General features: G+C 67.3%; 27 protein-coding genes and 4 tRNA genes. 13 read left to right on the top strand and 18 right to left on the bottom strand.

The genetic code is table 11. From position 1 onward, the window contains the following. Positions 1-33: 33 nt before the first annotated feature. The 10 genes from H165_RS0104905 to H165_RS0104860 form a co-directional block, all read right to left on the bottom strand. Positions 34-477 (bottom strand): acyl-CoA thioesterase, encoded by a 444-nt coding sequence (locus tag H165_RS0104905; RefSeq protein ID WP_017937791.1) that lies wholly within the window; start codon positions 475-477, stop codon positions 34-36. Beyond that, positions 474-1124, bottom strand: coding sequence for a bifunctional 4-hydroxy-2-oxoglutarate aldolase/2-dehydro-3-deoxy-phosphogluconate aldolase (locus tag H165_RS0104900; RefSeq protein WP_017937790.1), 651 nt, complete (start codon positions 1122-1124; stop codon positions 474-476). Before H165_RS0104900 ends, H165_RS0104905 begins: the two co-directional genes overlap by 4 nt. 7 nt (positions 1125-1131) lie before the next feature. After that, positions 1132-2952, bottom strand: coding sequence for a phosphogluconate dehydratase (gene edd, locus H165_RS0104895; protein WP_017937789.1), 1821 nt, complete (start codon positions 2950-2952; stop codon positions 1132-1134). An 86-nt stretch (positions 2953-3038) separates the two neighbouring features. Beyond that, positions 3039-3719: a 6-phosphogluconolactonase gene (pgl, locus tag H165_RS0104890; RefSeq protein WP_017937788.1), complete on the bottom strand. Its 681-nt coding sequence runs from the start codon at positions 3717-3719 to the stop codon at positions 3039-3041. 158 nt (positions 3720-3877) lie between these two features. Continuing rightward, a tRNA-Glu gene (locus H165_RS0104885) sits at positions 3878-3953 on the bottom strand. 50 nt (positions 3954-4003) lie between these two features. After that, a tRNA-Ala gene (locus H165_RS0104880) sits at positions 4004-4079 on the bottom strand. 44 nt (positions 4080-4123) lie between these two features. Continuing rightward, a tRNA-Glu gene (locus H165_RS0104875) sits at positions 4124-4199 on the bottom strand. 49 nt (positions 4200-4248) lie between these two features. Beyond that, positions 4249-4324: transfer RNA gene (locus tag H165_RS0104870), tRNA-Ala, on the bottom strand. A 108-nt stretch (positions 4325-4432) separates the two neighbouring features. Then, the gene (gene gltX, locus H165_RS0104865) at positions 4433-5917 is read right to left on the bottom strand and encodes a glutamate--tRNA ligase (protein ID WP_017937787.1); all 1485 of its coding nucleotides are present in this window, start codon (positions 5915-5917) and stop codon (positions 4433-4435) included. A 37-nt stretch (positions 5918-5954) separates the two neighbouring features. Beyond that, complete coding sequence (locus H165_RS0104860) at positions 5955-6875, bottom strand: LysR family transcriptional regulator (protein ID WP_017937786.1); 921 nt, start codon at positions 6873-6875, stop codon at positions 5955-5957. Between the two features lie 105 nt (positions 6876-6980). On the opposite strand from H165_RS0104860, the gene H165_RS0104855 reads away from it, so the two are divergent. Beyond that, on the top strand, positions 6981-8027 hold the full coding sequence (locus H165_RS0104855) for an HlyD family secretion protein (protein WP_026146367.1): 1047 nt from the start codon (positions 6981-6983) through the stop codon (positions 8025-8027). After that, complete coding sequence (locus H165_RS0104850) at positions 8017-9573, top strand: MDR family MFS transporter (RefSeq protein WP_017937784.1); 1557 nt, start codon at positions 8017-8019, stop codon at positions 9571-9573. The genes H165_RS0104855 and H165_RS0104850 overlap by 11 nt, the downstream gene beginning before the upstream one ends. A gap of 9 nt (positions 9574-9582) precedes the next feature. Here the strand turns inward: H165_RS0104850 and H165_RS0104845 are convergent, their stop codons facing one another. Both H165_RS0104845 and H165_RS0104840 read right to left on the bottom strand, forming a co-directional pair. Beyond that, on the bottom strand, positions 9583-10137 hold the full coding sequence (locus H165_RS0104845) for a nitroreductase family protein (RefSeq protein WP_017937783.1): 555 nt from the start codon (positions 10135-10137) through the stop codon (positions 9583-9585). 40 nt (positions 10138-10177) lie between these two features. Continuing rightward, a complete protein-coding gene (locus tag H165_RS0104840) occupies positions 10178-10549 on the bottom strand; it encodes a YkgJ family cysteine cluster protein (protein WP_026146366.1) in 372 nt (123 codons plus the stop codon). A 147-nt stretch (positions 10550-10696) separates the two neighbouring features. Between H165_RS0104840 and H165_RS0104835 the strand changes: the two genes are divergently transcribed. Continuing rightward, positions 10697-12157, top strand: a complete 1461-nt coding sequence (locus tag H165_RS0104835) for a TrkH family potassium uptake protein (RefSeq protein WP_017937781.1) — start codon at positions 10697-10699, stop codon at positions 12155-12157. Here H165_RS0104835 and H165_RS0104830 read toward each other — a convergent pair whose 3' ends face one another. Beyond that, entirely contained in the window at positions 12158-13159 is a 1002-nt protein-coding gene (locus tag H165_RS0104830; RefSeq protein ID WP_026146365.1) for an AraC family transcriptional regulator, read from the bottom strand. It lies immediately after the preceding gene. A 124-nt stretch (positions 13160-13283) separates the two neighbouring features. Here H165_RS0104830 and H165_RS0104825 point away from each other — a divergent pair, with 124 nt between their 5' ends. From H165_RS0104825 to H165_RS0104805, 5 genes are all read left to right on the top strand, one after another. Next, positions 13284-13604 (top strand): Mpo1-like protein, encoded by a 321-nt coding sequence (locus H165_RS0104825; protein ID WP_017937779.1) that lies wholly within the window; start codon positions 13284-13286, stop codon positions 13602-13604. A gap of 214 nt (positions 13605-13818) precedes the next feature. After that, positions 13819-15207 (top strand): adenylate/guanylate cyclase domain-containing protein, encoded by a 1389-nt coding sequence (locus tag H165_RS0104820; protein ID WP_026146364.1) that lies wholly within the window; start codon positions 13819-13821, stop codon positions 15205-15207. 74 nt (positions 15208-15281) lie between these two features. Continuing rightward, positions 15282-16049, top strand: coding sequence for a helix-turn-helix transcriptional regulator (locus H165_RS0104815; protein WP_017937777.1), 768 nt, complete (start codon positions 15282-15284; stop codon positions 16047-16049). Positions 16050-16116: 67 nt separating this feature from the next. After that, positions 16117-16452: a tRNA-binding protein gene (locus H165_RS0104810; protein WP_017937776.1), complete on the top strand. Its 336-nt coding sequence runs from the start codon at positions 16117-16119 to the stop codon at positions 16450-16452. Between the two features lie 23 nt (positions 16453-16475). After that, positions 16476-17357, top strand: coding sequence for a DMT family transporter (locus tag H165_RS0104805; protein ID WP_017937775.1), 882 nt, complete (start codon positions 16476-16478; stop codon positions 17355-17357). A 16-nt stretch (positions 17358-17373) separates the two neighbouring features. On the opposite strand, the gene H165_RS0104800 is transcribed toward H165_RS0104805, so the two are convergent. Next, entirely contained in the window at positions 17374-17661 is a 288-nt protein-coding gene (locus tag H165_RS0104800) for an Rdx family protein (protein WP_017937774.1), read from the bottom strand. Positions 17662-17738: 77 nt separating this feature from the next. Here H165_RS0104800 and H165_RS0104795 point away from each other — a divergent pair, with 77 nt between their 5' ends. Further along, positions 17739-19922, top strand: a complete 2184-nt coding sequence (locus H165_RS0104795) for a patatin-like phospholipase family protein (protein ID WP_017937773.1) — start codon at positions 17739-17741, stop codon at positions 19920-19922. A gap of 42 nt (positions 19923-19964) precedes the next feature. On the opposite strand, the gene cysK is transcribed toward H165_RS0104795, so the two are convergent. Continuing rightward, positions 19965-20939 carry a cysteine synthase A gene (gene cysK, locus H165_RS0104790; protein WP_017937772.1) on the bottom strand — a complete coding sequence of 325 codons (975 nt, stop codon included), beginning with the start codon at positions 20937-20939 and terminating at the stop codon, positions 19965-19967. Positions 20940-21251: 312 nt separating this feature from the next. On the opposite strand from cysK, the gene H165_RS0104785 reads away from it, so the two are divergent. From H165_RS0104785 to H165_RS0104770, 4 genes are all read left to right on the top strand, one after another. After that, on the top strand, positions 21252-22097 hold the full coding sequence (locus H165_RS0104785) for an AAA family ATPase (RefSeq protein ID WP_017937771.1): 846 nt from the start codon (positions 21252-21254) through the stop codon (positions 22095-22097). Between the two features lie 69 nt (positions 22098-22166). Continuing rightward, a complete protein-coding gene (locus H165_RS0104780) occupies positions 22167-22559 on the top strand; it encodes a GFA family protein (RefSeq protein ID WP_017937770.1) in 393 nt (130 codons plus the stop codon). A 21-nt stretch (positions 22560-22580) separates the two neighbouring features. Further along, positions 22581-23759 (top strand): vWA domain-containing protein, encoded by a 1179-nt coding sequence (locus H165_RS0104775; protein ID WP_017937769.1) that lies wholly within the window; start codon positions 22581-22583, stop codon positions 23757-23759. A gap of 87 nt (positions 23760-23846) precedes the next feature. Further along, positions 23847-24341, top strand: coding sequence for a PaaI family thioesterase (locus H165_RS0104770; RefSeq protein ID WP_017937768.1), 495 nt, complete (start codon positions 23847-23849; stop codon positions 24339-24341). A 4-nt stretch (positions 24342-24345) separates the two neighbouring features. Here the strand turns inward: H165_RS0104770 and H165_RS0104765 are convergent, their stop codons facing one another. From H165_RS0104765 to H165_RS0104755, 3 genes are all read right to left on the bottom strand, one after another. Next, positions 24346-24876, bottom strand: a complete 531-nt coding sequence (locus H165_RS0104765; RefSeq protein WP_017937767.1) for a DUF2937 family protein — start codon at positions 24874-24876, stop codon at positions 24346-24348. Continuing rightward, positions 24876-25655 carry a class II glutamine amidotransferase gene (locus H165_RS0104760; RefSeq protein WP_017937766.1) on the bottom strand — a complete coding sequence of 260 codons (780 nt, stop codon included), beginning with the start codon at positions 25653-25655 and terminating at the stop codon, positions 24876-24878. Before H165_RS0104760 ends, H165_RS0104765 begins: the two co-directional genes overlap by 1 nt. A 156-nt stretch (positions 25656-25811) precedes the next feature. Beyond that, a complete protein-coding gene (locus H165_RS0104755) occupies positions 25812-26261 on the bottom strand; it encodes a hypothetical protein (protein WP_017937765.1) in 450 nt (149 codons plus the stop codon). Positions 26262-26336 lie beyond the last annotated feature (75 nt).

Below are 26336 nucleotides of genomic sequence, written 5' to 3'. Positions count from 1 at the left end.
CGCCGCCTTTGTAGGCTCCCGGCGCAGGGCGGCTCAATCGGCCGGCGGCTGGCGCAGGGCCGCGCCGTAGCCCTCGATGAACTCCGCCGGCATGCGCTTCGGCCGCCCGCTGGACAGCTCGATGCACACGAAGGTGGTCTGCGCACGCAGCAGGGTGGTGGCGTCGGCCGGGCGGATCAGCTGGAAGCGCCGGGTCATCTTCAGGCGCTGATCGGACTCGACGATCCACGTGCCGATCTGCAGCTCGTCGTCCTCGTAGGCGCTGGCCAGGTAATCGATCTCGTGGCGGACCACCGCCATGGCACGGTCCAGGCGACGGTATTCGGCCAGGTCCAGACCCAGGCTCTGCGAGTGGCGCCAGGCGCAGCGTTCCATCCAGGTGACGTAGGCGGCGTTGTTGGCATGGCCGAGGCCGTCGATGTCCTCGGCGCTCACCCTGAGGTCGATGGTGAAGGGCTCGGGCAGGTCCCAGTTCATGGGTGATGCTCCAGGCTGCTGGCCAGCTCGAAGGCCTCGCTGGCCAATTGGGTGATCTGGTCCCAGGCGCGGGCGCGGATCAGGTTGGCCGGCGCCACCCAGGTGCCGCCGACGCAGGCGACGTTGGGCAGGCGCAGGAAGCTCAACAGGTTGTCCGGAGTGATACCGCCGGTCGGACAGAAGCGGATGCCGGTGAAGGGCCCCTTGAGGCTCTTGAGCATCTTCACGCTGGCATTGCCGTTGGCGGGGAACAGCTTCAGCGAGCGATAGCCGTACTCCAGGGCGAGCAGCACCTCGGAGGGGGTCATCACCCCGGGCAGGTAGGGCAGCCCGGAATCCTCCGCGGCGGCGCCGAGGCGCTCGGTGAAGCCGGGACTCACGGCGAACTGCGCGCCGGCCTCGCGGACCTCGAGGAACTGCTCGGGGTGGATCAGGGTGCCGGCGCCGACCAGCAGCTCCGGCAGCTCGGCGCGGATCGCCGCCAGGGCATCCAGGGCGCGCGGGGTGCGCAGGGTCACTTCCAGTACGCGCACGCCGCCGGCATGCAGCGCGCGGGCCACGTCGATGGCCAGGCCGGGCTCCTCGATCACCAGCACCGGCAGCACCGGGCGTGCCTGTTGCAACACCTCGTCCATCCTCAGGGTCATGCTCTTCTCACTCCACGCAATCCCATGACAGCGTCGAAGCGCCCTGGTCGGCCGGACCGACCAGCTGGCGCTGCGCCGCGAACAATTCCAATCCGAAGCCCTCCGCCAACCCGGCCGGGGCGGCCGCTGCCTCGCGGGCGTCTAGCGCGGCCTCGTCCACCTCCAGGCGCAGCACGCCCCGGCGGGCATCCAGCTCGATCCAGTCGCCGTCACGCACCCGAGCCAGCGGCCCACCGGCGGCCGCCTCCGGCGTCAGGTGCAAGGCCGCCGGGACCTGCCCGGAGGCGCCGGACAGTCGCCCGTCGGTGACCAACGCCACCTGCTGGCCAGCCTGCTGCAGGTTGGCCAGCAGCGGCATCAGCCTGTGCAGCTCGGGCATGCCGTTGGCCCGCGGGCCCTGGAAGCGCACCACCAGGACCAGGTCGCCGCGCAGCGCGCCGGCCGCATAGGCGGCCTGGACCGCCGCCTCGCTGTCGAACACCCGGGCCGGGGCCCGCACCCACCAGTGCGCCGGGTCCACCGCCGAGGTCTTGAGGATGGCGCGGCCCAGGTTGCCCGAGAGCAGCACCAGGCCACCCTCCTCCGCGAACGGCTGCGCGGCGGGCCGCACGATGTCCGGCGCCGAACTCTGCGCCGGCAGCTCGCGCCAGGCCAGCCGACCAGCGTCCAGCCAGGGCTCGCGGGCGTAGGCGGCCAGCCCCACGCCGGCCACCGTGGGCACCTCGGCATGCAGCAGGTCGGCGCCGAGCAGCTCGCGGATGATCCAGGCCGGCCCGCCGGCGGCCTGGAACTGGTTCACGTCCGCCGCACCGTTGGGGTAGACCCGCGCCAGCAGCGGCACCACCTTCGACAGCGCGGCGAAGTCCTCCCAGGTCAGCTCGTAGCCGGCGGCGCGGGCGATGGCGGGCAGGTGCAGGCTGTGGTTGGTGGAGCCGCCACTGGCCAGCAGGGCCACCACGGCGTTGACCAGCACCCGCGCGTCGACCTGCTCGCCGAGCGGCAGGTAGCGCTCGCCCTGGCGGCTGTTGCGCGCCACCAGGCGCGCGGCCTCGTCGGTCATGGCATCGCGCAGTGGGGTGTGGGGATGGACGAAGGCACTGCCCGGCACGTGCAGGCCCATGACCTCCATCAGCAGCTGGTTGGTGTTGGCGGTGCCGTAGAAGGTGCAGGTGCCGTCCTGGTGGTAGGCGGCCAGCTCGGCGGCGAGCAGCTCGTCGCGGCTGGCCTCGCCGCGCACGAAGCGCTGGCGCACGGCGGCCTTGTCCTTGTTGGGCAGGCCGGAATGCATGGGCCCGGCCGGGACGAACACCGCCGGCAGATGACCGAAGGCCAGCGCGCCGATCAGCAGGCCGGGAACGATCTTGTCGCACACCCCGAGGTACAGGGCGCCGTCGAATATCCCGTGGGTCAGGCCGATGGCCGTGGCTTGGGCGATCAGGTCGCGAGAGAACAGCGACAGCTGCATGCCCGCCTGGCCCTGGGTGATGCCGTCGCACATGGCCGGCACCCCGGCGGCGAACTGCGCGGTGGCGCCCTGCTGGGCCAGGCTGCGCTTGAGACGCTCTGGGTAGTCGCGCAGCGGTGCGTGGGCGGAAAGCAGGTCGTTGTAGCTGGAGACGATGGCAATGTGCGGCGCCCCGCCCTGGCGGATGATCAGCCGCGCCTGCTCCGGCTGGGCCGCCAGCGCATGGGCCAGGTTGGAGCAGCCCAGCCGGTCCCGTGGCTCGCGCGCAGCGGCGGAGCGCAGACGCTCCAGGTAGCGCTGACGGCGAGTGGCGGAGCGCTGCTCAAGGGCGGCGGTGACCTGTTCGACGACGGGATGCGGCATGGCGGCTTCCGATGGGGCTCTACCCCGGCAGTGTAACGGTTAAGCGGCCGGGGATCATGCCCAGCGACAGCGTCTGGCGCGCCGCTTCAGGGCGCCCAGTACAGGCGCACCGGGCGCGCCTCCTGGTGCAGCAGCGCATGCAGCGGTAGTCCTCGGCTGTCCGGCTGGTCGGCCAGCGCCTGCTCGAGCAGCCGACGCTTGACCGCGCCGAAGGCCAGCAGGCCCAGCCAGTCGCAGTCGCAGAGCAGGCTCAGGCTGAGCGACAGGCGCTGGCGCGGCGCCTCCGGCGCCCAGCCGAGCAGGGCGCGGGGCGGCATCCCCAGGTCCAGGGCCGCGGCCAGCCCCGGCATGCCGGGAAACAGCGAGGCGATGTGACCGTCCTCGCCCATGCCCAGCAGCACTGCAGCGAAGGGCTGCCAGCCCTCCAGGTTGCGCCCCCAATGCTCGGCGGCGCTTTGCGGGTCCTCGGCTTGGCGCGGGTCCAGACAGGCCACCTCAGGCAGGCCGTGGCTGAGCAGCCGCCAATTGCTGGCCGGGTCCTCGGCTTCCACCCAGCGTTCGTCGGTGGGACTCAGGTCCACCCGGCTCCAGTCCAGCGCCTGGCGGCGCAGCAGCGGCAGCAGCGCCTGCGGACTGCTGCCACCGGGCAGCAGCAGGCCGGCCCTGGGCTTGCGCGCCAGCACTTCGCGCAGCTGGTGGCCGAGATCCTCGGCAAGCTGCCGCACGCAGGCACTGCGCTCGGAAAAGCTGATCAGCGTGGCAGTCATGACGGCATCCCCCAATGCTAGGAATTGCCCCATGATGCGCGATCGGCACGCGCAGCCCAAGCCGTACCGGTGTCGCGGGCGGAGAGTTTTTTCGCGGAAAAAACAAAAAGGGTCATTCACCATGGAATGACCCTTGAGACTCCCAGACTGGGAGAAACTGGCGTCCCCTAGGGGACTCGAACCCCTGTTACCGCCGTGAAAGGGCGGTGTCCTAGGCCACTAGACGAAGGGGACGGATCCTTCGACGAACAAGGCCAGCGCTGAGGCTGGCCTTGTGTGGAATTTGGTGGAGCTAGACGGGATCGAACCGTCGACCTCTTGCATGCCATGCAAGCGCTCTCCCAGCTGAGCTATAGCCCCGGATTTTACGTCTCGCGACGCGCAGCACGGATGCTGCTTTGAAGTGGCGTCCCCTAGGGGACTCGAACCCCTGTTACCGCCGTGAAAGGGCGGTGTCCTAGGCCACTAGACGAAGGGGACGAATCCTTCGGTAGACCGAACGCGCTGGAAATTCGTTCGGCGGCAAATTTGGTGGAGCTAGACGGGATCGAACCGTCGACCTCTTGCATGCCATGCAAGCGCTCTCCCAGCTGAGCTATAGCCCCGTCGCTTGGACGGGGCGCATATTAGGGGCGCCCCGCCGGGCTGTCAACAGAATTTTTCCGCCTTGGCGAAAAAAATTCACCGTTAGAACAACCACTTACCCTGGCGACTCAGGAAGGGATGGCCGCCAGCAGCTTCTCCCACTCCTTGCTTTCCTTCTTCGACACCCCGCCGAGCAGCTCGATGGCCTGGCGCAGCCGGTAGCGCGACAGGTCGGCGCCGAGGATCTCCATGGCGTCGAGCACCGAGACCGAGCTGGCCTGGCCGGTGATCGCCGGGAAGATCAGCGGCATCACATCGCGCAGCTTGAGCCCCAGGTGCTCGGCCACGGCCTGGATGCAGGCGGTGATCCTGTCCTTCTGCCACTGGCGCAGAGCCTCCAGCTTCCAGAGGATCAGCTGCAGGACCTGGCGCACCTGGTCGGGCGACAGCTTCTTGTGCTCGAACAGCCTGGCGTCCAGCGGCACCCCGCCGGTGAAGAAGAAGCCGGCAAGCGGGGCGATCTGGCTGAGGGTCTCCACCCTGCCCTGCACGTGCGGGGCGATTTTCATCAGGTAGTCGCGGTTGAAGGCCCACTTCTGCACCTCCTCGGCGAAGCGCTCCAGGGGCAGCTCGCGCAGCCACTGGCCGTTCAGCCAGGAGAGCTTCTCCAGGTCGAAGATCGGCCCACCCAGGGAGACCCGCGACAGGTCGAAGTGCTCGATCATCTCGGCCAGGGAGAACTTCTCGCGCTCGTCGGGCATCGACCAGCCCATGCGCCCCAGGTAGTTGAGCATGGCCTCCGGGAGGAAGCCCATGCGCTGGTAGAAGGTGATCGAGGTGGGGTTCTTGCGCTTGGACAGCTTGCTCTTGTCCGGGTTGCGCAGCAGCGGCATGTAGCAGAGCTTGGGCTGCTCCCAGCCGAAGTATTCGTAGAGTTTGATCAGCTTGGGCGCCGAAGGCAGCCATTCCTCGCCGCGCAGCACGTGGGTGATGCCCATCAGGTGGTCATCCACCACGTTGGCCAGGAAGTAGGTGGGCAGGCCGTCGGCCTTCATCAGCACCTGCATGTCCATGCGGTCCCAGGGGATCTCCACGGTGCCGCGGAGCATGTCCGGCACCTCGCAGATGCCCTCGCTGGGCACCTTCATGCGCACCACGTGGGGCTCGCCGGCGGCGATCCGGCGCTGCGCCTCGGCCGGATCGATGTGCAGGCAGTGGCCGTCGTAGCGCGGGGTTTCCTTGCGCGCCATCTGCTCGGCACGCACCTTCTCCAGGCGCTCGGCGGAACAGAAGCAGGGGAAGGCGTGGCCCTTGGCGACCAGCTCGTCCGAGTACTTCTTGTAGATCTCGCCACGCTCGCTCTGCCGGTAGGGGCCGTGCGGGCCGCCGACGTCCGGGCCTTCGTCCCACTCGATGCCCAGCCAGCGCAGGGCGTCGAAGATCTGCTGTTCGGACTCGCGGGTCGAGCGCAACTGGTCGGTATCCTCGATGCGCAGGATGAACTGACCGCCGTGCTGCCGGGCGAAGCACAGGTTGAACAAAGCGATATAGGCGGTGCCGACGTGCGGATCGCCAGTGGGCGACGGCGCGATGCGGGTGCGAACAGTGGTCATGGAAATCTCTCGGGAAGAGGCGAAACAGAGGAAGGGATCAAAGTCGCGATGTTATCAGGCCGACCGAGGTCGGCTCCAGCACGCGGCCCTCGTCCACCGCCAGGCTGCGCATCAGGAAGTCGAGGAAGGCCTTGACCTTCATCGCCTGGAAACGCCGTGACGGATACAGGGCGTAGAGCTCGCCGGAGGACAGTCGGGCCTCCGGCAGCAGCTGCACCAGGCTGCCGGCGGCCAGGGCCTCCTGGCAGATCATCGCCGGCAGGCCACAGATCCCGGCTCCGGCGATGGCCGCTTCGCGCACGAAGGTGATGTTGTTGCAGAACAACACCCGCTGGCAGGGCACGCTCTCGTTCGCCAGCGGCCAGTAGCGCTGCGAGTCGCTGGGCAGCAGGATGGCCCGGTGGCCGGCCAGCTCGGCAGTGCTCCGCGGCGTTCCGTGGGCCTGCAGGTAACCGGGGCTGGCGTAGAAATAGCGGCGGCTTTCGAACAGCTTGCGGGCGATCAGCGTGGAGTCCTGCGGCTGGCCGAGGGCGATGGCGATGTCCACGCCCTCCTCCACCACGTCCACGTGACGCGAGGTGAGCTCCACCTCGGCGGTGATCTGCGGGTACTGACGCATGAAGGCCCCGAGCACCCGGCCGAGGAACAACTGGCCGAACTCGATGGGCGCAGTGATGCGCAGCAGCCCGGCCGGTTCCTGCTGCAGCTGCATGACCGCCTGCTCGGCCTCGGCGAAGTCCAACATGATCTGCCGGCAGCGCTCGTAATAGGCCTGTCCCACCTCGGTGAGACGCAGCTTGCGGGTGGTACGGTTGAGCAGGCGCACGCCGAGGCGTTCCTCGAGCATGGCGATGCGCCGACTGACCGTGGATTTCTGCATGCCCAGCACCTGGGCAGCCAAGGTGAAGCTGTGGCATTCCACCACGCGGGTGAAGACCAGGGCATCATCCAGCCCCATGATTGTTCCTCACAAGCAACAAAGTGTCCGGAGTGTAGCGTCTATTACCCCAAGGGCAACATTGTTACATTTGCCAACACTTTTGCCTGCCTCGCGAGCATCCGCATGCCCACACAACTACAACGCCGCCTGACAGTCTTCCTTGTCGTGCTCGGCTTGGTCCTGGCCGGCCTCCTCACCCACTGGCTGTTCGTCGGCCGCTTCGTGGAAAGTACCGACAATGCCTACGTGCAGGGCGAGATCACCCGCCTCTCCAGCCAGCTGTCCGCGCGCATCGAGGAGGTGCTGGTGCGCGACAACCAGCACGTGGAGCGTGGCCAGCTGCTGGTCCGGCTGGAGGCCGACGACTTCCGTCTGGCCGTGGAGCGCGCCCGCGCCGCCCTGGCCACCCGCGAGGCGGAGCGCGTCCAGGCGCAGAGCGAGCTTAACCGCCAATCCAGCCTGATCGCCGCCAGCGAGGCGGACCTGGCCGCCAGCCAAGCGACCCTGGAGCGCACCCGCCTAGACCTGGCCCGCGCCCAGGCGCTGCGCAAGCCCGGCTTCGTCTCCGAGGAACGGGTCACCACCCTAAGCGCCGACAGCCAGGTGGCCCGTTCGCGCTACGCCAAGGCACAGGCGGACCTGACCGCCCGACGCCAGCAGCTGGACACCCTGAATGCCGAGCTCAAGCGCCTCGACGCCCTGATCGCCACCGCCCGCGCCGAGTTGGCTCAGGCCGAGCTGAATCTCAGCCGCACCGAGATCCGCGCGCCGATCAGCGGCCTGGTCGGCCAGCGCTCGGCACGCAACGGCCAGTTCGTGCAGGCCGGCGCCTACCTGCTGGCGGTGGTCCCGGACGAGGACATCTGGGTGCAGGCCAATTTCAAGGAAACCCAGATCGGCCGCATGCAGCCCGGACAGCGCGCCGAACTGGTCTTCGACAGCTTCCCCGACACCTCCATCGAGGGCCGGGTGGACAGTCTGTTCGCCGCCTCCGGCGCGCAGTTCAGCCTGCTGCCGCCGGACAACGCCACCGGCAACTTCACCAAGGTGGTGCAACGCATTCCGGTGAAGCTGACCCTCGCTGCCGATAACCCGCTGCGCGGCAAGATCCGCCCCGGCATGTCGGTGCTGGTCAAGGTCCACCTGAAGGCCGAAGCCAGTGGCGGCTGAGGCGCTGGTGCGGCCCACCGCCGAGCCCAGCCGCCGCGACTGGATCGCGGTGATGAGCGCCATGCTCGGCGCCTTCATGGCGGTACTGGACATCCAGATCACCAACTCCTCGCTGAAGGACATCCAGGGCGCGCTGTCCGCCACCCTGGAGGAAGGCTCGTGGATATCCACCTCCTATCTGGTAGCGGAGATCATCATGATCCCGCTGACCGCCTGGCTGGTGCAGCTGCTCTCCGCACGACGCCTGGCGCTCTGGGTGTCGCTGGGCTTCCTGGCCTCCTCGCTGCTCTGCTCGATGGCCTGGAACCTGGAGAGCATGATCCTGTTCCGCGCCCTGCAGGGTTTCACCAGTGGCGCGCTGATCCCCCTTGCCTTCACCCTCACCCTGATCAGGCTGCCCGAGCACCAGCGCCCCAAGGGCATGGCGCTGTTCGCCGTGACCGCCACCTTCGCCCCGGCCATCGGCCCGACCCTGGGCGGCTGGCTGACCGAGAACTGGGGCTGGGAATACATCTTCTACATCAACGTGCCGCCGGGCCTGCTGATGATCGCCGGACTGCTCTACGGTCTGGAAAGGAAACCACCGCACTGGGCGCTGCTGAGGACCACCGACTACGCCGGCATCCTCACTCTCGGCCTGGGCCTCGGCTGCCTGCAGGTGTTCCTTGAAGAGGGCCACCGCAAGGACTGGCTGGAATCGCAGTTGATCGTCGGCCTGGGCGGCATCGCCCTGGTCAGCCTGGTGCTGTTCGTCATCCTCCAGCTGTCCCGCCCGCAGCCGCTGATCAACCTGAGCGTGTTGCGCGAGCGCAACTTCGGCCTGGCGAGCATCTCCAGCGTGGGCCTGGGTATCGGCCTGTACGGTTCGATTTACGTACTGCCGCTGTACCTGGCGCAGATCCAGGGCTACAACGCATTGCAGATCGGCGAGGTGATCATGTGGATGGGCATTCCCCAGCTGTTCCTCATCCCGCTGGTGCCCAAACTGATGAAGCGCATCCCGCCGAAGCTGCTGTGCGCCGCCGGCTTCGGCCTGTTCGGCCTGGCCAGCTTCGCCTCCGGGGTGCTCAACCCAGACTTCGCCGGCGAGCAGTTCAACCATATCCAGATCATCCGCGCCCTCGGCCAGCCGCTGGTGATGGTGACCATCTCGCTGATCGCCACCGCCTACACCCTTCCCCAGGACGCCGGCTCGGCCTCCAGCCTGTTCAACATCCTGCGCAACCTCGGCGGGGCGATCGGCATCGCCTTGCTGGCCACGCTTCTGGACAGCCGCGCCAAGGTGTATTTCGACTACCTGCGCGAGGCGGTGGCCCCCGGCAACCCACAGGTCGCCGAGCGCCTGGCGCAGTTGGGCGAACGCCTGGGCAGCGAGCAGGCAGCACTTGGCAAGCTCAACGAACTGGTCCACCAGCAGGCGCTGATCATGGCCTACAACGACGCCTTCCATTTCATCGGCATCGCCCTGGGGGTGAGCATGCTTGCCGTGCTGTTGACCCGCCCGCTGCCGGCCAGCATCGGAGGCGGCAGCGCCGGCGGGCACTGAAGACGGGAATTACCAGTTGCTGACGAAGTCCACCGGATCCAGCTGCGGCGCATTGCGCCGTTCGCCCTCCACGGAGCCCAGGTAGAGGAAGCCGACGATCCGTTCGTTGGCGGCCAGGCCCAGTCCCTCGGCGACGCAGCGGTCGTGGGCCATCTCGCCGGTGCGCCAGATGGCACCGAAGCCCTGGGCGTGGGCGGCGAGCAGAATGCCGTGGGCGGCGCAGCCAGCGGACAGCAGTTGCTCTTCCTCGGGCACCTTGGGATGTTTCTGGACCTTGGCGATCACCACCACCAGCAGCGGTGCGCGCAGCGGCATGGCGCGGGCCTTGGCCAGAGCCTCGGGGGCCGCTTCAGGATTCTTCCTCAGCAGCGCGGCCGCATACAGCTCGCCCAGGCGCTGGCGGGCCTCGCCTTCCACGCAGAGGAAGCGCCAGGGGCGCAGGTAGCCGTGGTCGGGCGCGCGCAGGGCAGCACGGAACAGGATGTCACGCTGCGCGGCGGATGGCGCCGGGTCCTGCAGACGGGCCTGGGATACGCGGTTGAGCAGAACGTCAAGAGCCTCCATCGGCCACCTCCAGTTACAAGGGAGGCGCCATGATAGCCGATCAGGCCGCCCGATCCGGACTCAGCAGCGGCTCCAGCGGCGGTTCCAGAGGCGGCAGGCCGTGGGCAGCGCGCGCCGCGTCGCAGCGTGGGTTGGCCTGGCCGTCGCTCCAGGAGGCGGCGAAATCCCGACACGGCGAGGAGCGCTGCTCGTAGATGGTGCAGCGCACCTGGCCGCCGACCTCGCCGAGCAGGCTGACGCAGCGTGCCGGCTTGCATTCGGTGCCGCGCATGGCCACGTGGTAGGGACTGACCTGGACCACCAGGTCATCGGGCACCGTGCCCCCAGAGGAGGCACATTCGCCCCAGAAGAAAGACACCCGGAAATGCGCGCAGCAGGCACCGCAGGTCAAGCAGGGATTGGCATTGGGCATGATCGATCGAAATCGGTACGAACGAAGAAGGCCATAAGAATGCTGCGCGTTATTCTATGGAGCGCCGGCCATCTGGGAAGCCCCCACTTGGTCGGGATGCGGCCCGTCCACTAAACTGCCGCCCCATATTGGTCCAGAGCCCATTTCATGTCCCTGCCGACCCTGCGCGTCATCGGTTTCATCATCGGCATCTTCCTGATTACCCTGGCGGTCAGCATGATCGTCCCGATGATCACCCTGCTGGTGTTCAACCGCGCCAGCGAGATCAACGCCTTCCTCTGGTCGAGCCTGCTCACCTTCATCGCCGGCCTGGCGCTGGTCCTCCCCGGGCGCCCGGAGCACGTCCACCTGCGCCCGCGGGACATGTACATGCTGACCGTCTGCAGCTGGGTGGCGGTGTGCGTGTTCGCCGCCCTGCCCTTCCTGTTCGCCCGCGACATGAGCTACACGGACTCCTTCTTCGAGAGCATGTCGGGCATCACCACCACCGGCGCCACAGTGCTCGAGGATCTGGACAACACCTCGCCGGGGGTGCTGATCTGGCGCTCCATGCTGCAGTGGCTGGGCGGCATCGGCTTCATCGGCATGGCGGTGGCGATCCTGCCCATGCTGCGCATCGGCGGTATGCGGCTATTCCAGACCGAATCCTCGGACCGCTCGGAAAAGGTCATGCCGCGCTCGCACATGGTCGCCAAGTACATCGTCGCCAGCTACGTCGGCATCAGTCTGCTCGCCACCCTAGCCTTCTGGCTGGCCGGAATGAGCCTGTTCGATGCGGTCAACCACGCCATGACCTCCATCTCCACCGGCGGTTTTTCCACCTCCGACCTGTCCCTGGCCAAGTGGAAGGAGCCGGCGGTGCACTGGGTGGCGGTGGTGGTGATGATCCTCGGCAGCCTGCCCTTCGTGCTCTATGTGGCGACCCTGCGCGGCAACCGCAGGGCGCTGCTGCGCGACGCCCAGGTACGTGGACTGGTCAGCCTGATCCTGACCACCAGCCTGCTGCTGAGCGTCTGGTACTGGCTGACCCAGGACCGCGACATGTCCTGGCTGGACGCCCTGCGTCACGTGATGGTCAACGTCACCTCGATCACCACGACCACCGGCTTCGCCCTCGGCGACTACAGCTTGTGGGGCAACTTCGCGCTGATGATCTTCTTCTACCTGGGCTTCATCGGCGGCTGCTCCGGCTCCACCGCAGGCGGCATCAAGATCTTCCGCTTCCAGGTAGCCTGGATCCTCCTCAAGGCCAACCTCAAGCAACTGATCCACCCGCGCGCGGTGATCAGCCAGCAGTACAACGGCCACCGCCTGGACGAGGATATCGTCCGCTCCATCCTGGCCTTCTCGTTCTTCTTCACCATCACCATCGCCACCATCGCCCTCGGCCTTTCTCTGCTCGGCGTGGACTGGACCACCGCGCTGACCGGCGCAGCAGCCACGGTATCCGGCGTCGGCCCCGGCCTCGGCGAGCTGATCGGCCCGGCCGGCAACTACGCCGACCTTCCGAACACGGCCAAGTGGCTGCTGTGCCTGGGCATGCTGATCGGCCGCCTGGAGATCATCACCGTGCTGGTGCTGTTCATCCCCACCTTCTGGCGGCACTGATCAGAGCCGGCTGCGGTATTCCCCCGGGGTGCTGCCGAACCAGCGGCGGAAGGCGCGAAAGAAGTTGCTGGGGTCGGCGAAGCCCAGCAGGTAGGAGATCTCCAGCAGGGTCAGGTTGCGCTGCGACAGGTACTGAAGGGCCAGCTCGCGGCGGGTGTCGTCGAGCAACTGCTGAAAGCTGGTGCCCTCCTCCTGCAGGCGGCGCTGCAGGGTGCGCTGCGACAGGTGCAGAGCCTGTGCCACCAGATCGCGCTTGGGCTCGCCCTGGGGCAGCAGGCGGCAAAGCACCTGACGCACCTGGTGGGTGACCCGGCTGCCCGAGAAGCGCGCCAGGTACTCTCCGGCGAAGCGATCGTGGAGCTGCGCCAGGGACTCGTTGGCGCTGGGCAGCTGAGTCTCCAGGTCGGCACGCTCGAAGATCAGCGCATAGTGATCGGCGTTGAAGCGCAGTGGTGCCTGGAACACCTGCTGGTAGGGCGCGATGTCCACCGGGGTGTCGCTCTGGAAGCGCACCTCGCGCGGCTTCAGCGGTTTGCCGGTCATCCAGCGGCAGAACGCCAGGGTGTAGGCCAGGGACGCCTCGGCGCTCTGCCGCACCGGCACCAGGCGGTCGCCGTGGATGGCGAGGATCAGCCCGTAGCTGTCGCCCACCTGCTGGAAGCTGAGATCGGCGCCCTCGGCGATGATCCGCTGGTAGCGCACCAGACGGGTGAAGCCTTCCTTGAGGTTGCGGCTGGACATCACCGCGTAACCCACCACGTGGAAGGACGAGGGGCGCACCACGCTGGCCATGTTCAAACCGATCGCCGGGTTGCCGGAAAGCTCCACGGCACGTGCCCAGAGGCGGGTCATGCCGTCCTGCGGGAAGCGCGCGTCGGCATCGCTCAGCGCCTCGTAGTCCAGTCCCAGTTCGGCAAACAGCGCCCGGCAGTCGACACCACCCATTTCCAGTGCCTGGACGATGCCGGATGCCCAGCTGGCCGAAGTCGTACGCTCGCTCATAACGTCTACTTATAAGGGACTGACGCCAGCAAGGATACAAGACTGGCACGCAATGTCACTGGCCCAGCCGGGCGGCGAATCTAGACTTGAAAGAGGTGTCGACAAGAACGACAGGAGGTGCGTCATGACCACGCGAACCGCCGAACAACGCTTCCACAGCTTCGCCGAGTTCTACCCCTACTACCTGCAGGAACATAGCAACCCGACCTGCCGGCGACTCCACTACGTGGGCAGCATCCTGGTGCTGGTCGTCCTCGCCTACGCCCTGGCCACTCAGCAGTGGCTGTGGCTGCTGGCCATGCCCGTGGTGGGCTACGGCTTCGCCTGGGTCGGCCACTTCGTGTTCGAGAAGAACAAGCCGGCCACCTTCAAATACCCGCTGTACTCGCTGATGGGCGACTGGGTGATGCTGAAGGACGCCTTCACCGGCCGCATCCGCTTCTGACCGCCTGCCTCTCCGGCGCCGGTCCCGTCCCCGGCGCCGAGCTTGCCGATAACCGCCCCGCTAGCACGAGATCCCCGTCCCCAGCGGCATGACGACTACTTGGCGACAAGATGTCGGCTGGTTATGATCGCCGCCAGTCAATTTTTTGGCCCATTTCTTGATGGACCGGCCAAGCGCCCGCAGAGACGCACCAACAACAGGGATCGCCAGCTCGATGAAATCCACCAGTGCCACGCAGTCTCCAGGCCTGCCCTCCTCGTCGTTGCGCATGTACTACTCGCGCGTGCTGGCCTACCTGACTGCTGCGGCCACCGTCGCGGCCGGGACCTACGTCCAGTACTTCAGCTACGACATCCTCTGGCTGGTCCCCTACACCCTGCTCTATCCCCACCTGGCCCACCAGATCGACCTGCGCTTTCGCCACGCCCATGCGCAGCGGGTGCGCGTCGTCCTGCTGGCGGTCGACGCCCTGCACGTCGGTGTCTGCGCAGTGCTGATGAGTTTCGCCATAGTGCCCAGTCTGCTGCTGATGATGATCCTCAGCTTCGCCTCACTGCTCAGTGGCAGCCTGCGCCTGCTCGGCGTCACCCTGCTGATCACCGCGAGCACCGCGCTGCTGCTAGGCAGCTGGCTGCAGCCGGAGTTCAAGGACAGCACCCCGGCGCTGGTAGCGCTGGTGTGCATCCTGTTCAGCACCCTGTGCATTGCCACCACTGCCTACTACATGCACCAGCAGGGCCTGCACCTGACCCAGGCACGCAGCGAGATCAAGCAGGAGCAGGAGAAAGCCGCACGTCTGGCGCGCAGCCTGGCCAAGTACCTGTCGCCGCAGGTCTGGGAAATGATCTTCAGCGGCAAGAAGCACGTGCGCCTGGAGACCCAGCGCAAGAAGCTCTCGGTGTTCTTCTCCGACATCAAGGGCTTCACCGAGCTGTCCGAGGAGCTGGAAGCCGAGGCACTCACCGACATGCTCAACAACTACCTCAACGAGATGTCGAAGATCGCCCTCAAGTACGGCGGCACCATCGACAAGTTCGTCGGCGACAGCGTCATGGTGTTCTTCGGCGACCCCACCAGCCAGGGCGCCAAGAAGGACGCGGTGAACGCCGTGTCCATGGCCATCGCCATGCGCAAGCACATGAAGGTGCTGCGTCAGCACTGGCGTGCCCAGGGCATCACCAAGCCGCTGGAGATCCGCATGGGGATCAACACCGGCTACTGCACGGTGGGCAACTTCGGCGCCGACACGCGCATGGACTACACCATCATCGGCCGCGAGGTGAACCTCGCCAGCCGTCTGGAGAGCGCCGCCGAGGCCGGCGAGATCCTCATCTCCCACGAGACCTACTCGCTGGTCAAGGACGTGATCATGTGCCGCGACAAGGGCCAGATCACCGTCAAGGGCTTCACCCGCCCGGTGCAGATCTACCAGGTGGTGGACTTCCGCCGCGACCTGGGCGCCACTTCCAGCTACGTGGAGCACGAGCTGCCTGGCTTCTCCATGTACCTGGACATCAACAGCGTGCAGAACTACGACAAGGAGCGGGTCATCCAGGCGCTCAGCCAGGCCGCCGACAAGCTCCGCGACAAGGTCATCCTCTGAGGTTCCGCCGAGCGGACCTTTGCGCCGCGCCGCGGCCGGCCTAGGCTTGCCAGGTCGGCCACCGAGACATCGCCATGCAGCCCATCCTCAGCCTGCGCCACTACAGCCACGACTACCTCGCCCACAGCCACGCGCATCCGCAGCTGGTGATCGGCCTGCGCGGCCAACTGGACTTCGAGATGGAGGGGCGCGGCAGCCGGGTGCTGCGCCACTGTCTGGCAGTGATCCCGCCGGCCACCCACCACGCCTGCAGCGGCAGCCGGGGCGGCAGTCACTGCCTGGTGCTCGACGTACCCGGCGAGGACTGGCTGCGCGCCCAGCTCGGCGAGCATCTGGACGTCGGCCGGCGCCTGCTGGAGAAACCGCACACCGGCGCGCTGGCTCCGGCGCAGCAGCAGCTGGTGGACTGGCTGGCCGCCAGCGCCCTGGAAAACCCGCTGATCGCCCGCCAGGGCGCCGCTCTGCTGCTGGCCACCCTGAGCAGCGGGAGCGCCCTGTCCCGCCCCTCCGGACGCCTACCGCTGGCTGCTCTGGATGCGCATATCGACCGACATGCCGCCCATCCCCTGCAGGTCGCCGACCTGGCGCGCCTGGCCGGGCTATCCGTCGCGCGCTTCCACGCCTGCTTCCTCGCCGAGACCGGGCTGACGCCCATGGACTACGTACGCCAGCGCCGCCTGCAACTGGGGATGCGCCTGCTGCGCGAGACCGCCTTGCCGGTTGGGGAAATCGCCTGCCAGGTCGGCTACGCCTCGCAGAGCGCCTTCACCGCCGCCCTTGCCCGTCACTGCGGCACCACGCCGCGCGCACTGCGCCGCGAGGCGCGCGACAAAAGCCGCTAGCCACGCGACAGACAGGTGGGCGCGCAGCGCCTAGACTGCCGCGGTTTACCACTGCGGAGTCAGCCACATGAACCTGATCCAATGGGAGGACTTCCAGCGCGTCGAACTGCGCGTTGGTACCATTCTGCGCGCCTGGCCCAACGCCAAGGCGATCAAACCAGCCTACGTGCTGGAAATCGACCTCGGCGAGCTGGGCATCAAGACCTCCAGCGCCCAGGTCACCGCCCACTACACCACCGAAGAACTGCCCGGCCGCCAGGTACTCTGCGTCTGCAACTTCCCGCCCAAACGGATCGCCGGGGTGCGCTCGGAAGTGCTGGTGACCGGTGTCTACGACGACGCAGGCCGGGTGGTCCTGGCGAGCTTCGACAAGCCACTGCCCAACGGCGCGCGCCTGGCCTGAACCACGAGAATGCGAATCCCCCGATGAACCACCGCAATGCCCTGCTCGCCGTGCACCTCGGCGCCTTCCTGTTCGGCCTCACCGGCGTGCTCGGCAAGCTGGCGCACAGCTCGCCGCTGCTGATCACCTTCGGCCGCGCCCTGTTCGCGGTAGCCGCCCTGACCCTGTTCGCCCGCCTGGCCGGCGCTGGCGACCGCCGGCCGACGCCCCGGCAGTTGGTACCACTCTGCCTCGGCGGCCTGCTGCTGGGCAGTCACTGGCTGACCTTCTTTCTGGCGGTGAAGGTCGCCGGGGTAGCGATCGCCACCCTGGGCTTCGCCAGTTTCCCGGCCTTCACTCTGCTGCTCGAGGGGCTGCTGTTCCGCGAACGCCTGCACCGGCAGGAATACCTGGTGGTCGGGCTGGTCTGCCTGGGCCTGGCGCTAGTCACCCCGCACTTCGAGCTCGGCAGCCAGGCCACCCTTGGCCTGCTCTGGGCGGTGCTCTCCGGGCTGCTGTTCGCCCTGCTGTCGCTGCTCAACCGGGCCAGCGCCGGCGCGGTGGATGCGGTACAGGCGGCACTCTGGCAGAACCTGACGATCACCGCCTGCCTGGCCGCCTTCGCCTGGCCGCAGCTGCCGGCGGTGCCGGCTCTGGACTGGCTGTGGATCCTGCTCCTCGGGGTGTTGTGCACCGGCCTGGCACACAGTCTGTTCGTCGCCAGCCTGAAGGTACTCAAGGCGCGCAGCACCTCGGTGATCCTCGCCCTGGAGCCGGTCTACGGGATCGCCATCGCCTGGCTGCTGTTCCACGAGCAGCCGACCCTACGCATGCTGGCTGGCGGCGCGCTGATCCTCCTCGCCTCGCTGCTGGTCGCCCGACACGGCAAGGCGGCACCCAGGCCGGCGAGCGTCGGACCTGAGTAAGCCCTTGGTAAAACCGTCAGCCCTGGCGCGGGCGTTCGTTGTGGCCAAGGTCGCGGCCCGGGTCGATCATGTCGCGGACCCGCTGCTTGAGCACCTTGGCTTCGGGGAAGCCGCCGTCGGCCTTGCGTTCCCAGATCTGCACGCCGTCGCACTGGATGCGGAACACCCCGCCAGTGCCCGGCTCCAGGCTGACCTTGCCGAGATCGTCGGCGAAGGTGGAGAGCAGCTCCTGGGCCAGCCAGGCGGCGCGGAGCAGCCATTGGCACTGGGTGCAGTAGGTGATGACGATTTCCGGCTTGGACATGGCGACAGGCTCGGCAAGGAAGGACCGGACCTATAATAGCGCCGCCCGTCGCGTTCCCGTCCGCCAGGAAGTCTTCCATGCGCCGCCTGTTCTGCCTGTTCCTCCTGCTGCTCCCGCTCGCCCTGCACGCTGCCGAGTCGCCGCGCCCCAAGGTCGGCCTGGTGCTCTCCGGCGGCGCGGCCCGCGGCCTGGCCCACATCGGCGTGCTCAAAGCCCTGGAGGAACAGGGCATCCAGGTCGACGCCATCGCCGGCACCAGCATGGGCGCGGTGATCGGCGGCCTCTACGCGGCGGGCTACAAGGCCGAGGAACTGGAGAAGCTGGCCCTCGGCATCGACTGGCAGCAGGCGCTCTCCGATGCGCCGCGGCGCGCCGACATCCCGTTCCGCCGCAAGCAGGACGACCGCGACTTCCTGGTCAAGCAGAAGATCAGCTTTCGCGACGACGGCAGCCTCGGCCTGCCGCTCGGGGTGATCCAGGGCCAGAACCTCAACCTGCTGCTGGAAAGCCTGCTGGTGCACACCAGCGACATCCGCAACTTCGACCGCCTGGGCATCCCCTTCCGCGCCGTGGCCACCGACATCGCCACCGGCGACAAGGTGGTGTTCCGCAGCGGCCACCTGCCACAGGCGATCCGCGCCAGCATGTCGATCCCTGCGGTATTCGCCCCCACCGAGGTGGACGGCCGCCTGCTGGTGGACGGCGGCATGGTGGACAACATCCCCATCGACGTGGCCCGCGAGATGGGTGTCGACCGGGTGATCGCGGTGGATATCGGCACGCCGCTACAGGCACGCCGCGACCTGAAGACGGTGTTCAACGTGCTGAACCAGTCAATCACCCTGATGACCCGCAGCAATTCCGAGGCCCAGCTGGCCACCCTGCGCAGCGACGACATCCTCATCCAGCCGCCGCTGGCCGGCTACGCGGCCACCGACTTCGGGCGCACCCGGGAAATGATCGACGCCGGTTACCGCGCCACCCAGATCCTCGCCCCGCGCCTCGCCGAACTGCGCGCAGACGAGCCGCCGCTGGAGCTCAGCGCAGCCCGCGCCCCCGGCGCACGCACCCCGGTGATCGACAGGATCCGCATCGAGAACACCTCCAAGGTCAGCGACGCGACCATCCGCCACTACATCCGCCAGCGCCTCGGCGAACCCCTCGACCTGGAGCGCCTGCAGGACGACATGGGCACCCTCTACGGCCTCGACTACTTCGAGCAGGTGCACTACCGGGTAGTCCACGAGCGGGACGGCAACGCCCTGGTGATCAACGCCCACGGCAAGCGCGCCGGCACCGACTACCTGCGCCTGGGCCTGAACCTCTCCGACGACATGCGCGGCGAGAGCGTGTTCAACATCGGTGCCAGCTACCGGGTCAACGGCATAAACCGCCTCGGTGCCGAATGGCTGACCCGCCTGCAGCTGGGCGACCACCAGGAACTGTACAGCGAGTTCTACCAGCCGCTGGACGCCGGCTCGCGCTACTTCGTTGCCCCCTATCTGTTCGGCGAGGCGCGCAACGTCGAACTGCTGGTGGACAACGAGCCCTTCGCCAAATACCGCCTGGAGCGCTACGGCTACGGCCTCAACCTCGGCCGGCAGATCACCAACAGCGGCGAGATCCGCTTCGGCCTCGGGCAGGGCTGGGGTGAGGCGGAGGTGAGCCTGGGCCCCACCGAGCTGCCGAGCTTCAGCTTCAGCGAAGGCTTCTACGAGCTGAAGTACTCCTTCGACACCCTGGACAACGTCAACTTCCCGCATTCCGGCGAGAGCATCGCCCTCGACCTGCGCAGCTACGAGCACTCGCTGGGCTCGGACAGCGACTACCGGCAGTGGGAACTGAGCCTAGACAAGGCGTTCAGCCACGGGCCGAACTCCTGGGTGTTCGGCGGCCGCTACGGGCGCACGGTGGACGACGTGGAGGTGGTGACTTCCAGCTTCGAGCTGGGCGGCCCGCTGCAGCTCTCAGGCTTCCGCCAGGATGTCCTGGCGGCGCAGAACGTCAGCCTCGGCCGGGTGATCTACTACCGCCGGCTGACCCCGCGCAGCTTCCTGCCCTTCGACTTCCCCGTCTACGTGGGCGGCAGCCTGGAGCGCGGCCGTGCCTGGAACAACGACAACGCCTACGACAGCGGCTACATCAATGCCGGCAGCCTGTTCTTCGCCTTCGACACGCCGCTCGGCCCGTTGAACTTCAGCTACGGGCGCAACGACGACAACGAGCAGGCGCTGTACCTGAACCTCGGGCAGATCTTCTAAAGCGCTGCGCGCGGCGAGCGGGGGCCGCGCGCAGCCCGCGTCTTACTGCACCAGTTCCTGCTCGCCGAACAGGTCACTGAACAGCATACTGGACAGGTAGCGCTCGCCCGAGTCGGGGAGGATCACCACCAGGGTCTTGCCCTGCATCTCCGGCCGCTCGGCCAGGCGCACCGCCGCCGCCATGGCCGCGCCGCCGGAAATCCCGCAGAGGATGCCTTCCTCGCGCATCAGGCGCAGGGCCATGGCCTTGGCCTCCTCGTCGCCCACCTGCTCGACGCGGTCGACCAGCGACAGGTCTAGGTTCTTAGGCACGAAGCCGGCACCGATGCCCTGGATCTTGTGCGGGCTGGGCTTGACCTCCGCGCCGGCCAGCGTCTGGCTGATCACCGGCGAGGCGCTCGGCTCCACCGCCACCGAGAGGATCGGCTTGCCCTTGGTCTGCTTGATGTAGCGCGACACCCCGGTGATGGTCCCGCCGGTACCCACACCGGCCACCAGCACGTCGATGGCACCGTCGGTATCGTTCCAGATCTCCGGGCCGGTGGTCTTCTCGTGGATCGCCGGGTTGGCCGGGTTGTCGAACTGCTGCGGCATGTAGTACTTGTCCGGAGCAGATTCGAGGATCTCCTTGGCCTTCTCGATGGCGCCCTTCATGCCCTTGGCCGGCTCGGTGAGCACCAGCTCGGCGCCCAAAGCCTTGAGTACCTTGCGGCGCTCCAGGCTCATCGACGCCGGCATGGTCAGCAGCAGCGGGTAGCCACGGGCGGCAGCGACGAAGGCCAGACCGATGCCGGTATTGCCGGAAGTCGGTTCAATGATGGTCATGCCCGGCTTGAGCACACCACGCTCCTCGGCGTCCCAGATCATGCTGGCGCCGATCCGGCACTTCACCGAATAGCCCGGGTTGCGCCCTTCGGTCTTGGCCAGGATGGTCACGCCCTTGGGGCCCAGGCGGTTGATGGCGATCAACGGCGTATTGCCGATGGACTGGGCATTGTCTGCGTAAATGCGGCTCATGGCGGTGTTCCTTCGGGTAAGAAAGCCAGACAAATAAATGAGACTAAGCCCGCCCCGGCCCTCCGTCCAGTCGTCCGCCCGGTGGCCGCGCCGATCCGCGAACCTTCGCCGGCCTGACGGTTCCGAACGAGGGACGACCGACCGCGGCCGCCCCGCATGACAACTTCCCGGCGTACCCGCCGCCATTCAGTGACCGAATGGCACGCCTGCGTTCACAGTCCACCGCCGTGCACGGTATAGTCGCGCACCAGTCCAACAATTACCGAAGCCTCCGGTTTGCCGCCGAGCGTTACCCTTTCCGAGGATTTGCCGATGAAGTTCGAAGGTACCCAGTCGTACGTTGCCACCGACGACCTCAAGCTGGCCGTCAACGCCGCCATCACCCTCCAGCGTCCGCTGCTGGTCAAGGGCGAACCGGGCACCGGCAAGACCATGCTCGCCGAACAACTGGCCGAGGCCTTCGGCGCCCGGCTGATCACCTGGCACATCAAGTCCACCACCAAGGCTCAGCAGGGGCTCTACGAATACGACGCGGTGAGCCGCCTGCGCGACTCCCAGCTGAACTCCGAGAAGGTCCACGACGTCCGCAACTACATCAAGAAGGGCAAGCTCTGGGAGGCCTTCGAGGCCGACGAGCGCGTGGTCCTGCTGATCGACGAGATCGACAAGGCCGACATCGAGTTCCCCAACGACCTGCTGCAGGAACTCGACAAGATGGAGTTCTACGTCTACGAGACCAACGAGACCATCAAGGCCAAGCACCGCCCGATCGTCATCATCACCTCGAACAACGAGAAGGAACTGCCGGACGCCTTCCTGCGCCGCTGCTTCTTCCACTACATCGCCTTCCCGGACCGCGAGACCCTGCAGCGAATCGTCAACGTGCACTTCCCGAACATCAAGGCCGAGCTGGTCTCCGAAGCGCTGGACATCTTCTTCGATGTGCGCAAGGTGCCGGGCCTGAAGAAGAAGCCCTCCACCAGCGAGCTGGTGGACTGGCTGAAGCTGCTGATGGCCGACGAGATCGGCGAGGCGGTGCTGCGCGAACGCGATCCGACCAAGGCCATCCCGCCGCTGGCCGGCGCGCTGGTGAAGAACGAACAGGACGTGCAACTGCTCGAACGCCTGGCCTTCATGAGCCGCCGCGCCAGCCGCTGACGAAGATCCCCTCGCCCGCCCGCGAGAGAGGGGCCAGAGGGTGGAGCCACCGACCCAGGAGGACTTCCCATGCTTGAAGGCAGCTGCCTGTGCGGCGCGGTGAGATACCGCATCGATCACGCCGTCGAGGAAGTCACCCACTGCCACTGCAGCATGTGCCGCAAGGCCCATGGCGCAGCCTTCGCCAGCTACGCGGGGGTACCACTGGCGGCCTTCCGCTTCACCCGGGGCGAGGAGCTGGTGGTCCGCTACCCGTCCTCGCCGGGGGTGATGCGCACCTTCTGCGGGCGCTGCGGCGCCACCCTGCAGTTCATCGACGAACGCATCGGGGAAATCGGCGTGGCGCTCGGCACCCTGGACTCGCCCCTGGGCGCGGTGCGCCAGGCGCACATTTTTGTGGATTCCAGGGCGGACTGGTATCGCATCCAGGACGATCTGCCCCAGCACAGCGGCGACATCTGAAGCGCCGCCATCGAGGTAAGCATGCTGCTTGGTTTGTTCAATGAAATGCGCGCGGCCAAGGTACCGGTATCGGTGCGCGAGCTGCTCGACCTGATCAACGCGCTGAAGCACAACATGGTGTTCGCCGACCTAGACGAGTTCTACTACCTGGCGCGCACCGTGATGGTCAAGGACGAACGCCACTTCGACAAATTCGACCGTGCCTTCGCCGCCTACTTCAACGGCCTGGAGAAGCTCGACGACTTCCTCCAGGCGATGATTCCCGAGGAATGGCTGCGCAAGGAGTTCGAGCGCTACCTGACCGACGAGGAGAAGGCGCAGATCCAAAGCCTCGGCGGCCTCGACAGGCTGATCGAGGAATTCAGGAAGCGCCTCGAGGAGCAGAAGGAGAAGCACTCCGGCGGCAACAAGTGGATCGGCACCGGCGGCACCAGCCCGTTCGGCTCCGGCGGCTACAACCCGGAAGGCATTCGCATCGGCGATGCCGGCAAGCGCCAGGGCCGCGCGGTCAAGGTCTGGGACCAGCGCGAGTACAAGAACCTTGATGACCAGGTGGAGCTGGGTACCCGCAACATCAAGATCGCCCTGCGCCGCCTGCGCAAGTTCGCCCGCGAGGGGGCGGCCGAGGAATTCGACCTGCAGGGCACCATCGACCACACAGCGCGCGACGGCGGTCTGCTCAACATCCAGATGCGCCCGGAGCGGCGCAACGCCGTGAAGCTGCTGTTGCTGCTCGACATCGGTGGCTCCATGGATGCCCACGTAAAGGTCTGCGAGGAGCTGTTCTCCGCCTGCCGCACCGAGTTCAAGCATCTGGAGTACTTCTACTTCCACAACTTCATCTACGAGAGCGTGTGGAAGAACAACCTGCGGCGCATGAGCGAGCGCACCTCTACCCTCGATCTGCTGCACAAGTACGGCCCGGACTACAAGGTCGTGTTCGTCGGCGACGCCGCCATGGCGCCCTACGAAATCACCCAGCCCGGCGGCAGCGTCGAGCACTGGAACGAGGAAGCCGGCTACGTGTGGATGCAGCGCTTCATGGAAAAGTACAAGAAGCTCATCTGGATCAACCCCTACCCGAAGGACACCTGGAACTACACCGCCTCCACCGGGATCATCCGCGAGCTGATCAACAACCAGATGTATCCCCTGACCCTCCAGGGACTGGAAGAAGGCATGCGCTTCCTCGCCAAGTGACGCGGACGGGCCCCACGGGCCCGTTCTGCTTTGCAGCGAAAGCCGTTAGGCTTGGTCGCTTCTTCCCTGCCACAGAGTCGAACCATCATGCACGAGCTTCCCCTGCAGGACGCCGCAGCCCCGGACGGAGTCTGCTACGGCTGCGGCAGCCGCAACCCCCACGGCCTGCACATCAAGAGCCGCTGGCACGAGGACGGCATCCACGTAGTCGCCGAGCACCTCCCCGACCCCATGCACTGCGGCTGGCCGGACCTGGTCTACGGCGGGCTGATCGCCATGCTGGTGGACTGCCACTCCAACTGGACCGCCATGGCCTACCACTACCGCGCCGAGGGTCGCGAGCCGGGCAGCCTGCCGCGCATCGAGTGCGTCACCGGCAACCTGGGCATCAAGTTCATCAAGCCGACCCCCATGGGCGTGCCGCTGCAGCTGAGGGCGCGTGTCGAGGGAGAGGTCGGGCGCAAGACCCGGGTAATCTGCGAGATCTACGCCGGCGAGGTGCTCACCGCGGTGGGCGACTCGGTGTTCGTACGGGTGGATGCCAGCCAACTGGCCGCCCAGGCCCACGGCAAGGGCGCCTGAGTGCTCAGCTCCAGCGCCGGGCGTTGAGGCGCTGCTCGCGACGCCGCCCACTGCCGAGCAGCCAGCCGACGGCCAGGCCCAGCAGCTCCACCAGCCAGGCCAGCAGCAGCCCGCTGCCCAGGCCCCAGGCGATCGCCTGCGGCGCCAGCAGCACCTGGTAGCTGTAGGCCTCGAAGGTTTCCGCGAGCAGCGCCCGGTCGGCGGCGCTCGCCAGGTGCCAGACCTGCGCGTACCAGGGCCCATGCATGGCCAGCCACTCGTCCTCCAGCAGCTCGGCGCGGGCCACCAGATGGCCGACGCTCTCGGCATCGCTCTGCATCACCGCATCGCTGCTGGCCCGGTAATGGGCGACCAGGGCGTTCAGGTCGCCATCGAAGAAGCGCGCAGCGGTCTCGCGGAAGCCCAGCAGGCTCTCCTCCGACTCGGCGCGGTGGGCGGCCACGCGCTTGGCGTAGTCGTCGACGAAGCCAGGCACCTGCACGCCGACCAGCAGGCCGAAGGCGAACAGCAGCAGGCGCAGGTAGCCGCGCAGCATCAGCCGTCCACCCGGCCATGGGCCACGCACTCGCCGCGCCGCCACAGGGTCCACTCGCCGGGCTGGAAGATCCGCCAGGTCTCGTTGGCGGTCAGCGGCTCGGTGGCCAGCACGGTGACCACGTCGTCCGGGGTGGTTTCCGCCTGGAAGTCCACGGTGACGTCCACGTCCTTCAGCTGCGCCGGGCCGAAGGGCGCGCGGCGGGTGATGCTGGCCAGCTTGCTGGAACAGAAGGCGAACAGCCAGTCGCCGTTGCTGAGCAGACAGTTGAACACCCCCTTGCCGCGGTACTCGGCACAGGCGCCGATCAGGGTAGGCAGGAGGATCTCCACCGCCACCGGCTCGGGGAAGGCGCGGCGCACCCGGTTGAGCAGGTCACAGAAGGCCGTCTCGCTGTCGGTGTCGCCCACCGGGCGGTAGAAGCCCGGCTCCGGCTGGAAATCGGCAAGCTGGCCGTTGTGGGCGAAGCACCAGTTGCGTCCCCAGAGCTCGCGCACGAAGGGATGGGTGTTGGCCAGGCAGACCCGGCCGACGTTGGCCTGACGAATATGGCCGATCACCGTCTCGCTCTTGATCGGATAGCGCTGCACCAACTTGGCCACCTCCGACTCGACGCTCGGCGCCGGGTCCTGGAACAGGCGCAGGCCGCGCCCCTCGTAGAAAGCGATGCCCCAGCCGTCGCGGTGCGGACCGGTGCCGCCGCCGCGCTGCATCAGGCCGGTGAAGCTGAAAACGATGTCGGTCGGCACGTTGGCGCTCATGCCCAGCAGTTCGCACATGGCTCAGGGTTCTCGTGGCAAAGCGTTGCTGTTCTCACCGCGGTAGCGAGCGCCCGCCGGCGCAGCCTTCCACGGACGGAAGGCCCCATGCTGAAGGGCCTCTCCGCGAGAATCAAGGGATGCCGGGATACTGCGGGAGGGCGGTCGGGCGCAGACTCAGAGGCGCGGCTCGCCCCGTGCTCCGCCCGGGGAGCGCTCGCGGGCCAGCACCTCGCGCAGGGTTGGCTCGTCGCCCTCGTCCTGGGCCGGTGCGGCCTCGGCCCTGCGCCGCTTCCACCAGCTCTCCAGCGGCCAGCGGATCAGCACGAACAGCAGGTAGAGGACGAAGGCGATGATGCCGTACAGGGCCAGGTCGGCCACCGCGCGCCAGGCGTTGTTGCCGACCTTGAAGGCCAGATCCAGGGCACTGATGGCGATGGCCGGGGCGAACAGCTCGCGGGCCGGATCGACGATGGTCGGGGTGAACAGCAGAACGGCCACCAGCACGCGCAGCGGCTCGCGCAGATAACGCCACATCCAGCCGGTCATCCGGAACCAGACCAGCAGGCAACCAAGCGCGGCGACCGCATAGGCGCCCCAGGCGAGCAGGTAGTCGTTTTCGATCATCGCGTTCCGTGGCGAGGCTGACAAAGGGGCGCTTATCATAACGGCTTTTCGCCGGCCCGGCGCACCTGCCGTCCG

Source organism: Pseudomonas thermotolerans DSM 14292, from assembly GCF_000364625.1.
Classification (GTDB): Bacteria; Pseudomonadota; Gammaproteobacteria; order Pseudomonadales; family Pseudomonadaceae; genus Aquipseudomonas; species Aquipseudomonas thermotolerans.
The sequence above is the reverse complement of the archived record's forward strand: the minus strand, read 5'-3'. Positions and strand labels throughout refer to the sequence as shown.